This window comes from Cytophaga hutchinsonii ATCC 33406 (genome assembly GCF_000014145.1).
Classification (GTDB): domain Bacteria; phylum Bacteroidota; class Bacteroidia; order Cytophagales; family Cytophagaceae; genus Cytophaga; species Cytophaga hutchinsonii.
This window is the reverse complement of the sequence record NC_008255.1, coordinates 1723070-1737350: the sequence shown is the minus strand read 5'-3', so window position 1 is coordinate 1737350 and position 14281 is coordinate 1723070. Positions and strand designations below refer to the sequence as shown.

The window sequence follows — 14281 nt, the reverse complement described above, 5'->3', positions numbered from 1 at the left end:
TTAATGTTCAGATTGGTAATGATCTTCTCCTGCCTTTGGGCAGGAGAATGATTTCAATTAAAAAATTATGGTAAACAAACTTATTTCCTTTTCCATCAGAAACCGCTTTATCGTTCTGTTCATCGCAGTAGGTGTCTTTGCATGGGGTATTTTATCCATCACAAAAAATCCCATTGATGCTATTCCAGACCTTTCTGAAAATCAGGTAATCGTATTCACTGAATGGATGGGACGTAGCCCACAGGTAATCGAAGATCAGATTACGTATCCTTTGGTTTCAAACCTACAAGGAATTCCAAAAATTAAAAATGTACGCGGAACTTCAATGTTCGGGATGAGTTTTGTTTACATCATTTTTGAAGACGATGTAGATATTTATTGGGCTAGAACCAGAGTACTTGAGCGGCTTAATTATGCACAGCGACTATTACCCCAAGGCATCACTCCTACTCTAGGACCTGATGGAACAGGCGTAGGACATGTATTCTGGTATTATTTAGACGCTAAAAATATTGATTTAGGAGAACAGCGTGCCTTACAGGATTGGTATATCAAATTTGGCTTACAGACTGTGAAAGGTGTAAGTGAAGTAGCATCTTTTGGTGGCTTTCAAAAACAATATCAGATTAACATTGATCCAAATAAACTTACTTATTACAATCTCACTTTAATGGATGTCCTCAAGGCTGTAAAAGTCAACAACAATGATGTTGGAGGCAGAAAGTTTGAGATGAGTGATATGAGCTATATCGTTCGTGGATTAGGGTACATTAAAAAAATTGAAGACGTAGAAAATGTACCTGTTTCAACAAATAACACCATACCGATTCGCATCAAAGATATAGCCACCGTGCAAATGGGCGGTGATATTCGATTAGGGATATTTGACAATAATGGTGAAGGCGAAGTTGTCGGAGGGATTGTAGTTATGCGCTATGGAGAGAATGCAGATAATGTTATTAAAGATGTAAAAGCTAAATTAAAAGATATTGAAAAAGGCCTACCCGAAGGTGTAACCATTAAAGTTGCATATGACAGAAGTACGTTGATTGAAGAAGCAATTAGCTCTATTAAGCATACCTTAGGAGAAGAAATTATTACAGTTTCTTTAGTAGTCATTATATTTTTGCTTAGCTGGAAAAGTGCTTTCAGTATTATTATTCAAATACCCATTACTATTGCAGCAAGTTTTATTCTGCTGAATATGTTTGGTATTTCCTCCAACATCATGTCTCTTACAGGGATAGCGCTAGCTATTGGTGTTATTGTAGATAACGGAATAGTCATGGCAGAGAACTGCCATCGAAATTTATCTCTCAAAGTTTATGATGAGCAAGATCGCCTGAATATTATTGAAAAATCCTGTAAACAGGTAGGCCGAGGAATTTTCTTTTCAACCATTATTATTATTGCTTCTTTCTTACCCGTATTTATGCTTTCAGGACAAGAGGGGAAATTATTTCATCCATTAGCATGGACAAAAACATTTATACTTTTAGTGGATGCCATTTTGGCTGTTACACTGGCACCTGTACTGATTTCATTTTTCATGAAAGGTAAACTAAGGCCTGAATCCAGTAATCCAATAAACAGATGGCTTGAGAAAATATATACTCCTATTATCACATGGTGCTTAACATGGAGAAAAACGACTCTTGGAATTAACATATTGGCTTTACTTATTAGCATCCCATTATTGATGAGCCTTGGCAAAGAGTTTATGCCACCGCTTGATGAAGGTTCTATATTATTCATGCCTGTAACATTACCAGATGTTTCTAATTCAGAGGTCAAAAGGATATTACAAATTCAAGACAAAATTATTAAATCTGTACCTGAAGTTGAATCTGTATTAGGGAAAGCAGGAAGAGCAAATACTGCTACAGATAACTCTCCTATTAGTATGATTGAAACCATTGTGTTATTAAAACCAAAATCTGAATGGAGAGCAGGTATAAAAAAAGAAGACATTATTAACGAATTGAATGCAAAGCTTCAGATCCCTGGTGTGGTGAATGGATGGACACAGCCCATCATTAACCGTATTAATATGTTATCTACGGGTATCCGCACAGATGTTGGATTAAAAGTATATGGACAGAATCTGGATTCCATTAATGCCTTCTCTCAAATGTTAAAAAAAGAATTAGAGGGAATTGAAGGTGTTAAAGATTTGTATGTAGAACCAATCACAGGTGGTAAGTATTTAGATATCACTATAAAGAAACAAGAGATCGGACGATATGGACTAACTGAAGATGATATTAATATGATAGTTGAATCTGCCTTAGGTGGAATGAATTTAACTACTACTATTGAGGGCAGGCAGCGATTTAATGTAAATGCGAGATTTGCACAGGACTACCGCAATAGCATCGAGAAAATAAAAAGGACTCCAGTGCAAACAATGAATTATGGCACCATTCCATTGTCAGCTGTAGCAGATATAACTCTATCTGAAGGTCCTCCTATGATCAACTCTGAAAATGCGATGTTACGTGGAACAATACTTTTCAACGTACGGGATAGAGACCTTGGAAGTACTGTAGACGAAGCAATGAAAAAATTAAATAATAAAATCAGTAAGCTACCAAAAGGTTATTTTATTGAATGGAGCGGTCAATATGAAAATTTGATTCGGGCGGAAAGAACATTGCTCATTATAATACCTGTAGTATTGGTTATCATTTTCTTTGCTCTTTATCTAGCCTTCCATTCACTACGAGAAGCATTTCTAAGTCTGTTAACCATTCCATTTGCTTTGATTGGTGGGGCTTATATGATTTATTTTTATCAGGTTAATTTATCTGTAGCTGTAATGGTCGGATTCATTGCTTTGTTTGGAATTGCCGTTGAAACAGGTATTATAATGGTTATTTATTTAAATGATGCCATGCATCAACTGGTACTCAAAAAGAAAGAGCTAAATGAATCCATAACCAATGAAGATATTCGCGAATATGTTATTAATGGGGCAGCTAAACGCTTGCGACCTAAATTAATGACTGTATCCGTTGCACTATTTGGCTTAGTACCTGTATTATGGTCTTCAGGTGTAGGAAGCGATGTGATGCTTCCAATCGTACTGCCAATGATTGGCGGAGTCCTTACCTCTTCTACTCATATACTTCTTGTAACGCCATTGATCTTTGAGATGACAAAAGAATACGAATTAAGAAAATTTGGAAAAATAGATGTATTGGAAGTAGAACATTAATTACCATTATGATAAAAAAGACAACGTTAATCTTATTTCTTCTATCATGTGCATTAATAGTTAATGCACAGATAATGCAACTAGATACCATTATCTCGACGATAGAACAGGCTAATCCGGAATTACAGATGTATGATGCACAATCTGCTGCTTTTACGAGCTATGCTGAAGGAGCTAAAGCTTGGGAAGCACCCAAAGTAGGCGCAGGTTTTTTTATGACCCCATACAATCCATCTATGTGGAAAGCGGATAATTCTGGTGGTATGAATAATATGGGTACTAATGGTATGGGCTCATTCATGATTCAAGGCCAGCAAATGATTCCCAACCCTGCTAAACTAAAAGCTAATGAAAAATACATGCAAAGTATGTCAGAAGTGGAAATAGCAAATAAAGACTATGTGAAAAATGATTTGTTTGCACAGGCTAAAATGAATTATGCTGAATGGATTATTCTTAAAAAGAAATTATATGTATTGGATGAACAGGAGCAATTAATGAATTATATCATTAAAACTTCTGAAATCCGCTATCCGTACCAACAGGAAAAGTTAAATTCTATATATAAAGCTAAAGCAGAGCTCGCCGCAATTCAGAATATGCGTTTGATGTTCGAAAGCGAAATAAGTTGGAAAAGAGTTGCATTGAACCAATTAATGAACCGTGACAAGTCAATACAATTTGATGTAGATACAAGTATTGTATTTAAAAATTACGAAGCAATAAGATTAGATACAACATTACTGATTACAAACAGAAGTGACCTTACTGCCATCGAGAAAAATATTCTAGTTTATAAAAATAAGCAGCAATATGAAAATAGCCGTTTAAAACCGGACTTCGAAATCCAATACGGCCATATGTTTTCATTTGGTAATAATCCCAATTTATTTACACTTATGGGCATGGTAACAATTCCTATTGCTCCATGGTCTTCAAAGATGTATAAATCTACAGCTTTAGGAATAAATTATGAGATACAGGGATATCAAAAGCAAAAAGAAGCAATCATTAATGAAGCCTCTGGCATGGTAGAATCTTTACAATGGCGAATCTCATCTCAAAAAAAACAAATAAATATTTACGAAAACACGATGTTGCCTGCTTTACAAAAAAATTATAAAGCCTCAGTACTTGCTTATGAGCAAAATACAGAGGATCTATTTGTAGTGTTGGATGCAGTGCAAGCATTGCAAATGGCAAAAATGGAATTGCTTGATAAAAAACAACAATTATTACTTCTTCAAATTGAATATGAAAAGACTATTGAACAAAAATAATAGTATATATCTATTTATGCTTGGTATAATATTGACTTCTCTAGCCTGCAATAATAAACAGACTGAATTACATGTGCATGCTAGTGCTGAGATGAGCAATGAAGCCAAAATATATACTTGTCCAATGCATCCGGAGATTATACGAAATAAACCAGGAAAATGCCCTATATGTGGTATGGATCTGGTTGAAAAAGGTGCTATCATGCAAAACTTAGGGGAGCTATCTATTGATGATGTGATTGAACCCGTAAATCAAACGGTAATTGGTAAAGCAAAAACAATCACTCCCCTTAATAAGAAAATGTTATCGCAAATTGAATCGAGCGGATACATTACTTACAATCCAAAAAATACTTCTTCTGTATCATCCCGATTCGATGGCAGGATTGATAAACTATATATAAAATATAATTTTCAGGAAGTAACCAAAGGCCAAAAAATCATGGACGTATACAGTCCTGAACTGGTAACAGCACAACAGAATTACATTTTTCTTTTAAACAATAAAGAAGATGATCCCTCTCTCCTGCAAGCAACAAAACAAAGATTGATTCTTTTGGGAATGAATGAAGCGCAACTACTACAATTAGAAAAAACACGAAAGCCGGAATATCTTGTATCTATTTATGCACCTGTAAGCGGACATATACATCAAATGAGTGATGTAACTGAATTAACGATGCCCACAATGCCAATGAATGGGGACAAAACTGGCAACTCAATGAATACATCTGCAACGGAATTTAATATACGTGAAGGTGTATATATAAAAAAAGGCGAACCAGTTTTTAATATTATAAGTCTTTCTCAAGTATGGGTAATATTAAAAGTGTATCCTCAAGATATAAGCACAATAAAAATTGGTCAACCTGTCACAATCATATCTGAAGTTGCTCCTGATAATGCAATCAATGCAAAGATTAGTTTTATTGAACCAATATTAGATGCAGATTCAAAATTTGCCAGTGTGCGTGTTTATCTGGACAAAAGTGATCATCACATTTTTAAAATAGGTTCTTTGGTAAATGCTATTATTTCTACCGATGGGCAGGATGGTCTTTGGATACCTACATCAGCAACGCTTAATCTAGGCAATGGCAACTCTATCGTATTTAAAAAAGAAGGAAATAACTTTAGAGCATCTGCAATCACTGTAGCTAATAGAGTAGATAACGAGATTAACATAATAAGCGGACTTTCTGCACATGATACAATAGCTTTAAATGCATGGTATATGGTAGACAGCGAAAGCTTTGTATTAACAAAATAAACATCTTGTAATCTTAATTGAATGAATCTACATATGAAAAATATAGTATTAGGCTTAACGCTTCTGATAGTAGCATGGTCATGTAACAAAGAATCCGGAAAAAATACTCCTGACAATGTATTCTATACATGTTCAATGGATCCTCAGGTCATGGAGAAGAAACCTGGAAAATGTCCGATTTGTAAAATGGATCTTACAAAAGTTATTATTGACAAAAATGATATGCAAAGCGGATTGAAATTAAATAACGAACAGGAACAATCCGCTAACATCAAAACCCTAATCATTTCAGAAGGAGATTTAGGAAGAGAAAAAACAGTCAATGGTCGCATAGTAATCAATGAAAATAAACGTTTCAAAATCAGTAGTAGAGTAAGCGGGAGAATTGAAAAACTTTACATAAAAAGTCTTGGGGAAACAATAAGCAAAGGAGTAAAACTATATGATTTATATAGCGAAGATCTTTTAGTTGCTCAAAGGGAATACCTGATTGCAATAGAAAAATCTAAAGAGTTTTCAGGATCTGAATTGGATTATATTCAATTAGCCGATGGGGCCAAAAACAAATTGATTTTATGGGGAATGAATGAAAATCAAATAAAATCACTGATTAATAAAAAAGAACTAAGCAACACCGTCACCATTTATAGCCCATATAAAGGAGTTGTAACTTCAGTAAACAAAAGAGAAGGCGATTATGTAATGGATGGAGATGTTGTCTTCGAAACAGCGGACCTATCTACGTTGTGGGTAGAAGCGGAATTGTATGCCGGCGAAGTAAATGAGTTTGATGTGAATGACCCCGTTGCAATAAAGATTATTGGTTTCCCAGGAAAAATATGGAACAGTCGTATTGACTTTTTTGCACCTCAGCTACAAACTCAGTCTAAAGTAAATCTTGTAAGAGCTGAAATATCTAATACTGACATGTCATTAAGGCCAGGAATGCAAGCAAATATTGTATTAAAAGAAAACACAAAGAAAGCGTTATTTCTTCCATTAAATGCAATACTTCAGGATTCTAAGGGAGCAACGGTTTGGATTAAGGAAAAAGATGGTTCTTATCATAGCAGGATGGTTATAACAGGCATTGAAAGCAATGACAATATAGAAATCCGTTCAGGTATCGAGGCCGGCGAAGAAGTTGTTATCAATGGTGCATACTTGCTCAACAGCGAATATATATTTAAAAAAGGAACTAATCCTATGGCAGGTCACGATATGTCTAACATGTAAATTTATGAACAAGGAGATTATTTTACATATAAAAAATATGGTTTGTCCACGATGTATAAAGGTTGTGACCGATGAACTGACAGAGCTAGGTATCAACACTATCAACGTCAGCTTGGGAAAGGTACAATTAACAGCTCCAGTTTCTAATGAAAGCCTGTTTGAAATAAAAAAAGCACTTGAAAAAAATGGATTCGAATTGCTGGATGATAAAAAGTCTAAAGTAATTGAGCAGATTAAAATATTAATTATAGAAGGAATCAGGGATGGTAAATTTTCTGAAATGCATATTAATTTGTCTCAATATATTAATGACCAAGTGCAGATGGAATATTCTTATTTAAGTAATCTATTTTCATCCGTTGAAGGTAAAACAATTGAGCGATTTGTAATTTTGCAAAAAATAGAACGCATCAAAGAATTAATTTCCTATGATGAATTGAGTATAAAAGAAATTGCCGGCCTTTTGGGATATAGCAGTCTGCAAGCACTTTCAAATCAATTTAAAAAAGAGACAGGAATGAATCCAAGAGACTTTAAAAAAATATCTGCAGACGTGACACGTAATCCAATAAATGATATTTAATAGCATTCTCCCATAAATTCATAAGTTTAAATATAAATTTTATAACCGTTGCTTTTAGTCTATTCTGTACCTTTACAATAAATAAAAAAGGTTATGGAAACGAAAGACATATTTGAAATACCTTTATCAGGTGTACATAGTGAGCATTGTGCTCTTTTAGTAGACAAGACATTTGCTCAGAATACCGACATTTCTACTCATAAGGTAGACTTCAATAATGAACGTGCTTTACTTAATTTTAAATCATTAACTCCTGATTTTACGAAGGTGGTTAAAGATATCCGCAGTATCGGATATGATGTATTAACTGTTAAAAAATCATTTCCGGTTCTTGGAATGTCTTGTGCATCCTGTGCAAGCAGTTCACAGAGTATTCTTGAAACACAACCTGGTGTGATAAGTGTTGCTGTAAATTATGCAAACACAACAGCGCAGATAGAATATATTCCAACGATTACAAATCCAAAAAAACTTAAAGCTTCATTACAATCTATCGGTTACGACTTGATGGTTGATGAAAGCGAAGAAGCAAAAGACACGCTAGAGGAAATTCATAAAAAAAATTATACGATTCTTAGGAATAAAACAATTGCAGCAATCGTACTCTCATTACCTATCGTTGTAATAGGGATGTTTTTTATGGACATACCATATGCAAATTATATTATGTGGGCATTGTCTACACCTGTGATTGGCTATATAGGGAGTTCTTTTTTTATCAATGCCTGGAAACAAGCCAAACATAGGTCTGCTAATATGGATACACTGGTTGCATTAAGCACAGGTGTAGCATATTTCTTTAGTGTATTTAACACTTTGTTTCCTGAATACTGGCATCAGAAAGGCCTTCATGCACATGTATATTTTGAAGCGGCTTCGGTAGTTATTGCTTTTATTTTACTCGGAAAATTATTAGAAGAAAAGGCTAAAGGAAATACATCTTCTGCAATTAAAAAATTAATTGGTTTGCAGCCTAAAACGGTTACGGTCGTTCATCAAGGTGGTCATCAGGTTGAAACGCCGATAGCTAATGTAAAGATTGGTGATGTACTATTAGTGAAGCCGGGAGAAAAGATTGCTGTAGACGGCAAACTTGTTTATGGCAACTCTTTTGTGGATGAAAGTATGATAAGTGGCGAACCTATCCCTATTGAAAAAAATATAAATGATTCTGTGCTTGCAGGCACGATAAATCAAAAGGGAAGTTTTCAATTCGTTGCAGAAAAAGTCGGTGGAGATACGATGCTGGCACACATAATTAAAATGGTGCAAGATGCACAAGGTAGTAAAGCTCCGGTTCAAAAACTTGTTGATAAAATCGCAGGTGTATTTGTACCGATAGTTATTGTAATAGCAATCTTAAGTTTAATAGTGTGGGTGTTGTTTGGAGGCGAAAACGGTTTCACGCAAGGTATGCTGGCAATGGTTACTGTTCTTGTAATAGCGTGCCCTTGTGCGTTAGGATTGGCCACTCCTACGGCAATAATGGTTGGTGTCGGGAAAGGTGCTGAAGCTGGCATCTTGATAAAAGATGCTGAAAGTCTTGAGACTGCAAGGAAGATAAATGCAATTATCCTCGATAAAACAGGAACGATTACAGAAGGCAAGCCTGCTGTGACGGATGTTATTTGGTTGAATGAAAACGCAGACAAAATTAACGTTTTCGCATCCATTGAAAAACAATCCGAACATCCCCTTGCGGAAGCTGTTGTTAACTATTTTGGAGAAATGAGTTACCTAAAAGTTGATAATTTTGAAAGCATTACCGGTTCTGGAGCAAAAGCGGTTGTAGATAATACATCGTATTTCATAGGTAATATGAAATTGATTGATGCACAAAAAATCAACATACATACAAATCTTAGAAATAAATCTAATCTATGGCTTAAAGAAGCTAAGACTGTCATTTACTTTGCTAATACCACAGAAGTTTTAGCAGTATTAGCTATTTCGGATAAAATCAAAACTACTTCCATAGATGCAATTAAACAACTCAAAACGTTGGGCATAGAAGTATATATGCTTACAGGCGACAATACCTTTACTGCTGAAGCTATAGCCAAGCAAGTCGGTATAAGTCAATTTAAAGCAGAAGTGTTACCATCTGATAAAGCGAATTTTGTTAAGGAGCTGCAGGCACAAGGTAAAGTTGTTGCAATGGTAGGTGACGGAATCAACGACAGTAATGCATTGGCACAGGCTAATGTTAGTATAGCCATGGGCAAAGGAAGTGATATTGCAATGGATGTTGCAAAAATGACTATCATTTCATCTGACCTTTCTAAAATACCTCAAGCAATAAAACTATCTACCTATACGGTTAATGCCATCCGACAAAATTTATTCTGGGCATTTATCTATAACATAATCGGTATCCCTTTGGCAGCTGGTATCCTCTACCCTTTTACAGGTTTTTTATTAAACCCAATGATTGCCGGAGCAGCTATGGCACTGAGCTCTGTAAGTGTTGTTAGTAACAGTTTGAGATTAAAATTTAAATCCATTTAACTAAAATTAACATTATGAAAACGCTAAAATTTAAAACAAATATTAATTGCAGTGGTTGTGTTGCTAAAGTAACTCCAGCATTAAATACATTAGAAGGTATTAACGAGTGGAAGGTTGATACAACAGTCCCTGAAAAGATACTGGAAATTAAGACAGATATACTTAATGATAATGAGATAATTCAAAAGCTTATCGCTCTTGGATTCAAGGCGGAAATATATGATTAAATTTTCATAAACATTAATATGTGTGCTTGTATATACTACTCCTAAAAATGAAAAATGATTGGGTAAAGAACCATATTCATAACAAAAGTTAGTCAAATGTTTATGAATATTGCCTGTTGTTGCATCCATATAAGCGAAGGCAACTGAGGAATCATAGTTTGGATCAGGACTCTTGAATGACCTTTATCTTTAATTGCATCTGTCTAAAACATCTCATGCTAATTCAGCATCAACATATCTTCAATCTCAAGGCTATAAGCAACAATTAATAACAATTATTTATGACTGATTTGAACTTTTAAAACTTTCTTTTAATACTCTGAGAAATGTTGAATTTCTAACATCAGCATCATTGATCAAAGAGTTTATTGACATAATATACAAACCAATCGGATATCGATCAGATGATTTCAAATCAAGCTGAATATTGAATTCATTGTAATAGACTGAATCTATAGAAAACAATTCTGTAAATCCATTATTTTTTAAATAAAGTATAACATCATCATTAAACTCAACTATTGCATAAAACCAAATTCGTTGAATTTTATTAGGATAATATTTCATTAATTTGGTGGCTCTTTGCTGTAACTGCACAATAGCTGTTACGTTATCAGACAAATTCAAATTTTTCTTTTTTAATTCAACAATAACCACATCTACCTTTTCGGAAGTATTTGGATCATTTGAAAAAATTAGTGCAATATCAGGTTCTGTAGTATCAGTTTCTACTGTTTCATCTTTAGTAATTTCTTTGATAACATCTGACATGATTTTATCACTTAAAATAGTGTTATATGTCATATATTTATCATCCAACAGCCACGCATTATTACTATATAAATCCGACATAAAATTGGATTTATATAGCTTCTTTCTCATCGGAATAATTAGATTATGAATATCTGGCTCACTACTTTTTTTGTCAATTAATTTTAATTTATTAATAATGATTTGTCGATATAAAATATATTCAGTTAATGCTCTTGACGAAAGCTCTAATGATTTTTCATATATATCTTCTGATAAATTATTAGGAGCGTCTAATACTTCTTTTTGTGCCTTGAAAAATTTATCCTGTGCTTTTTTTATTGATTCATCCCTCTTTATAAAACCAATTGTATCTTCTTCAAAATATCCAAGCAAGTGTGGGTAATGATTAATGAGGCTTTCTTTAGTAATATTATTTCGTTCCTGAATAATTGGTATCTCTCTCAAAAGTATTTCAGTAACTTTAGTTCTAAATAATGAAATTAAAGGTTTTAATATTTGCTCATTAATTGTCAATGATTGTCGCGAAGGATCTACTTGCCCAACAAAAATTGAAGAGTACAGAAGAAATATAACCTCATAACCTAATGGAATATTTTCATCTGTAATTATATCAAGTTTAAATGAGCGTTCATCAATGCATAGGGCAGTTATAATTGTTTTTTCATTTTCCCGTTGAATTATAGAATAATGAACATTCATATCTTTAAACATCTCAATAATTGAGGCGTCTATTGGTTCCACTTTTAAATCGCCAAGTTCAGAGACATTGAGTTTTTTTGTTTCAGAAATAAAATCATATTTCGGCTCAGGGTTTTGAACATCAAGAGAAATTGATATTTCAAATTCTTTCCCTTCTTGCTTTTTAGAATATAATTTTGGGTAAAACTCCTCCTTTATTCTTTTTATTAAATCTGGAGGGCTTAAAAATTTATGCGAACTAATTTTCTTTAAATAATAATTATTGAATGTTAATATAGTCTCCTTTGTATTATCAGTTATATCGTTAACTATTGATTTTTCATCAAAGTCAGTAGAAAAATTAAATGTTCTATGCTTGTTATTATATTTACTTGACACATCAACACTTTTAAAATAGCTTAAAAAAACAAGCCTTCCGATGCCTTTATGTGTTTCTTCTTCTACTTTGAGCAATTCACAGAATTTCAAAAAACGCTCATCTGTAAATCCATCACCATTATCTTTAAAAGATATTTTCAGTGTATCTTGATTAGCAAATTTATCAATTGAAATGTCAATGTCAATTTTAGTAGCATTTGCATCCATAGAATTAGCAATGGCTTCTATAAAAACTAATTCTAATGAAGGGTTTGCAAAAAATAACTTTACGGCTTGCTTTAAATTAATTTTCATGATTCACAATTAAAATACTATATACATTAACAACAATTAAAACAGGTTAATCAATCAACGCTTTCATCACTCATTGCATCACTTCCTTTAATCATTTTATATTGCACGTTAGCATTCAAAACTAAAAATCATTTCGGTAGATAGATAGTTATTTTTTTAAGTCGTATATTAAAATTACTATCACTATAAATTTAGTAATAGTAATATTACTGCCGCCATATTATTAATGCGTGCAAGCTCCAATAAATTTAATTAACCAATTTAAATTTATCTACTTCTATAAAGTAATTTAAAATTAAAAATTGTATTTAATCTTAAATATGGCTAAAACTATTTAAAACCTTGATTAAAAAAATCTTCAAAACTTATCTTATGATATTTTAAAATTTTGTAAAGTTTGCCAATAGTAATATTTGATCCATTCTCATATCTACCATATTGGCCTCTTGCGATTCCAGCATCGTGAGCAAAACTTTCCTGATTAGTGTATCCAGCTGCTTTTCTTAAATCAGTAAGCTTTTTGCCAACTTTCTTATAAAAACCTTCAAGTTCTTTATCTTCATCTGTCATATACAAATTAATGAATTGCGCACTTATAAATCACCTACTTATAAGTAGGATCTTATATGATCATTCATTAACTTTGTTTTAAACAATAAAGTTATGACGGAGAATAAAGTGATTAACCTGCCTAAAAACACTGTTTTATGCGAAAAAACAATAAATGCATTGGATGACCTGTTTAATACAGCAACTCCGCAGGACATCAAACAAAGCATCCATGAGTTCATGTTTTTCATGCTTATAAATACAGATACACAATGGTATCCAGACAATTTCAATACGCTAATGAGGCGAATTTATGTGCTTGACCAGTTCTTAGCTACAGCCGCTGAAAATTGTCAAAGGGATGAATAAACATAAAATTTTCAAGCAATGACGGATAGTAAAGAAGAGCACACCTTTTCACTTTCGACTTTCATATAATTTTAGCATTCAACCATATGGAGCAATATATAATACCACCGCCCACAAAACTATCCTGGACAGAAGAAGAACGTCCAAGAGAAAAACTTTTATCAAAAGGAATCGCAGCACTTAGCGATGCCGAACTTATTGCCATCTTGCTGGGATCCGGCACCGTCAATCTAAGAGCTGTTGATCTTGCCAAACATATCCTTCAAGATAACAACCAGAGTCTGTATACATTGGGCCGACTAAGTGTAAGGGATCTACAGAAAACCAAGGGGATTGGAAAAGCTAAAGCTATTATTTTGGTTAGTGCGTTTGAATTGGGTCGACGACGAAAAAATACAAATGTGGAGATAAAACCGCAGGTAAAGTCATCTGAAGATGTATATAATTATATTCAGGCGGATCTCGCCGACCTGATGCATGAAGAGTTTTGGATTTTATTATTGAACTGTGACAACCGTATCGAAAAGAAAATACGCATAAGTACAGGTGGCGTTTCCGCAACAATAGTTGATCCTAAGCTCATTTACAAATATGCATTAGAAAATCTGGCTTCTTATATTATCTTAATACATAACCATCCTTCAGGAAATACTAAACCTAGTCAGTCAGATTACAATTTAACTAAAAAGTTATGTGAAGCAGGCGCATTTCTAGAAACACCTGTATTGGATCATGTGATAATTTGCAATCATACATGGTATAGTTTTGCAGATGAAGGAAAAATATAATAGTATCACATGATAATAGATGTATCATACATATCATTTTAGCATTATTTCCGTTTGGATCCTGTGAACTTAAGCTGTAAAGCACTAGGAACAGCCATTATCTAATTAC

The 14281-nt window shown here is 33.5% G+C and carries 11 protein-coding genes; 9 read left to right on the top strand and 2 right to left on the bottom strand.

Annotated elements, in window-relative coordinates; all coding sequences use genetic code 11:
- Positions 1–67 precede the first annotated feature (67 nt).
- From CHU_RS07325 to CHU_RS07295, 7 genes are all read left to right on the top strand, one after another.
- On the top strand, positions 68–3217 hold the full coding sequence (locus CHU_RS07325) for an efflux RND transporter permease subunit (RefSeq protein ID WP_011584890.1): 3150 nt from the start codon (positions 68–70) through the stop codon (positions 3215–3217).
- Between the two features lie 74 nt (positions 3218–3291).
- A complete protein-coding gene (locus CHU_RS07320; RefSeq protein WP_177254169.1) occupies positions 3292–4497 on the top strand; it encodes a TolC family protein in 1206 nt (401 codons plus the stop codon).
- Positions 4472–5767: an HlyD family efflux transporter periplasmic adaptor subunit gene (locus CHU_RS07315; RefSeq protein WP_041932262.1), complete on the top strand. Its 1296-nt coding sequence runs from the start codon at positions 4472–4474 to the stop codon at positions 5765–5767. The genes CHU_RS07320 and CHU_RS07315 overlap by 26 nt, the downstream gene beginning before the upstream one ends.
- A gap of 33 nt (positions 5768–5800) precedes the next feature.
- Entirely contained in the window at positions 5801–7003 is a 1203-nt protein-coding gene (locus CHU_RS07310; RefSeq protein WP_041932261.1) for an efflux RND transporter periplasmic adaptor subunit, read from the top strand.
- A gap of 4 nt (positions 7004–7007) precedes the next feature.
- Entirely contained in the window at positions 7008–7586 is a 579-nt protein-coding gene (locus CHU_RS07305; protein WP_011584886.1) for an AraC family transcriptional regulator, read from the top strand.
- Between the two features lie 93 nt (positions 7587–7679).
- Positions 7680–10094 carry a copper-translocating P-type ATPase gene (locus CHU_RS07300; protein ID WP_011584885.1) on the top strand — a complete coding sequence of 805 codons (2415 nt, stop codon included), beginning with the start codon at positions 7680–7682 and terminating at the stop codon, positions 10092–10094.
- 14 nt (positions 10095–10108) lie between these two features.
- Complete coding sequence (locus tag CHU_RS07295; RefSeq protein WP_011584884.1) at positions 10109–10321, top strand: heavy-metal-associated domain-containing protein; 213 nt, start codon at positions 10109–10111, stop codon at positions 10319–10321.
- A 279-nt stretch (positions 10322–10600) separates the two neighbouring features.
- Here CHU_RS07295 and CHU_RS07290 read toward each other — a convergent pair whose 3' ends face one another.
- Positions 10601–12466 (bottom strand): ATP-binding protein, encoded by a 1866-nt coding sequence (locus CHU_RS07290; protein WP_011584883.1) that lies wholly within the window; start codon positions 12464–12466, stop codon positions 10601–10603.
- Positions 12467–12796: 330 nt separating this feature from the next.
- Positions 12797–13036, bottom strand: a complete 240-nt coding sequence (locus CHU_RS07285; protein WP_011584882.1) for a helix-turn-helix domain-containing protein — start codon at positions 13034–13036, stop codon at positions 12797–12799.
- A gap of 93 nt (positions 13037–13129) precedes the next feature.
- Here CHU_RS07285 and CHU_RS07280 point away from each other — a divergent pair, with 93 nt between their 5' ends.
- Positions 13130–13384: a hypothetical protein gene (locus tag CHU_RS07280; protein ID WP_011584881.1), complete on the top strand. Its 255-nt coding sequence runs from the start codon at positions 13130–13132 to the stop codon at positions 13382–13384.
- 86 nt (positions 13385–13470) lie between these two features.
- Positions 13471–14172, top strand: coding sequence for a RadC family protein (gene radC, locus CHU_RS07275; RefSeq protein ID WP_011584880.1), 702 nt, complete (start codon positions 13471–13473; stop codon positions 14170–14172).
- Positions 14173–14281 lie beyond the last annotated feature (109 nt).

Bases quoted from the DNA above. Each gene is read 5' to 3' on its own strand.
- CHU_RS07285 (WP_011584882.1), bottom strand. From the start codon at position 13,036: ATGACAGATGAAGATAAAGAACTTGAAGGTTTTTATAAGAAAGTTGGC.
- CHU_RS07295 (WP_011584884.1), top strand. From the start codon at position 10,109: ATGAAAACGCTAAAATTTAAAACAAATATTAATTGCAGTGGTTGTGTT.
- CHU_RS07315 (WP_041932262.1), top strand. From the start codon at position 4,472: ATGAAAAGACTATTGAACAAAAATAATAGTATATATCTATTTATGCTT.
- CHU_RS07310 (WP_041932261.1), top strand. From the start codon at position 5,801: ATGAAAAATATAGTATTAGGCTTAACGCTTCTGATAGTAGCATGGTCA.
- radC (WP_011584880.1), top strand. From the start codon at position 13,471: ATGGAGCAATATATAATACCACCGCCCACAAAACTATCCTGGACAGAA.
- CHU_RS07320 (WP_177254169.1), top strand. From the start codon at position 3,292: ATGCAACTAGATACCATTATCTCGACGATAGAACAGGCTAATCCGGAA.
- CHU_RS07305 (WP_011584886.1), top strand. From the start codon at position 7,008: ATGAACAAGGAGATTATTTTACATATAAAAAATATGGTTTGTCCACGA.
- CHU_RS07325 (WP_011584890.1), top strand. From the start codon at position 68: ATGGTAAACAAACTTATTTCCTTTTCCATCAGAAACCGCTTTATCGTT.
- CHU_RS07300 (WP_011584885.1), top strand. From the start codon at position 7,680: ATGGAAACGAAAGACATATTTGAAATACCTTTATCAGGTGTACATAGT.
- CHU_RS07290 (WP_011584883.1), bottom strand. From the start codon at position 12,466: ATGAAAATTAATTTAAAGCAAGCCGTAAAGTTATTTTTTGCAAACCCT.
- CHU_RS07280 (WP_011584881.1), top strand. From the start codon at position 13,130: ATGACGGAGAATAAAGTGATTAACCTGCCTAAAAACACTGTTTTATGC.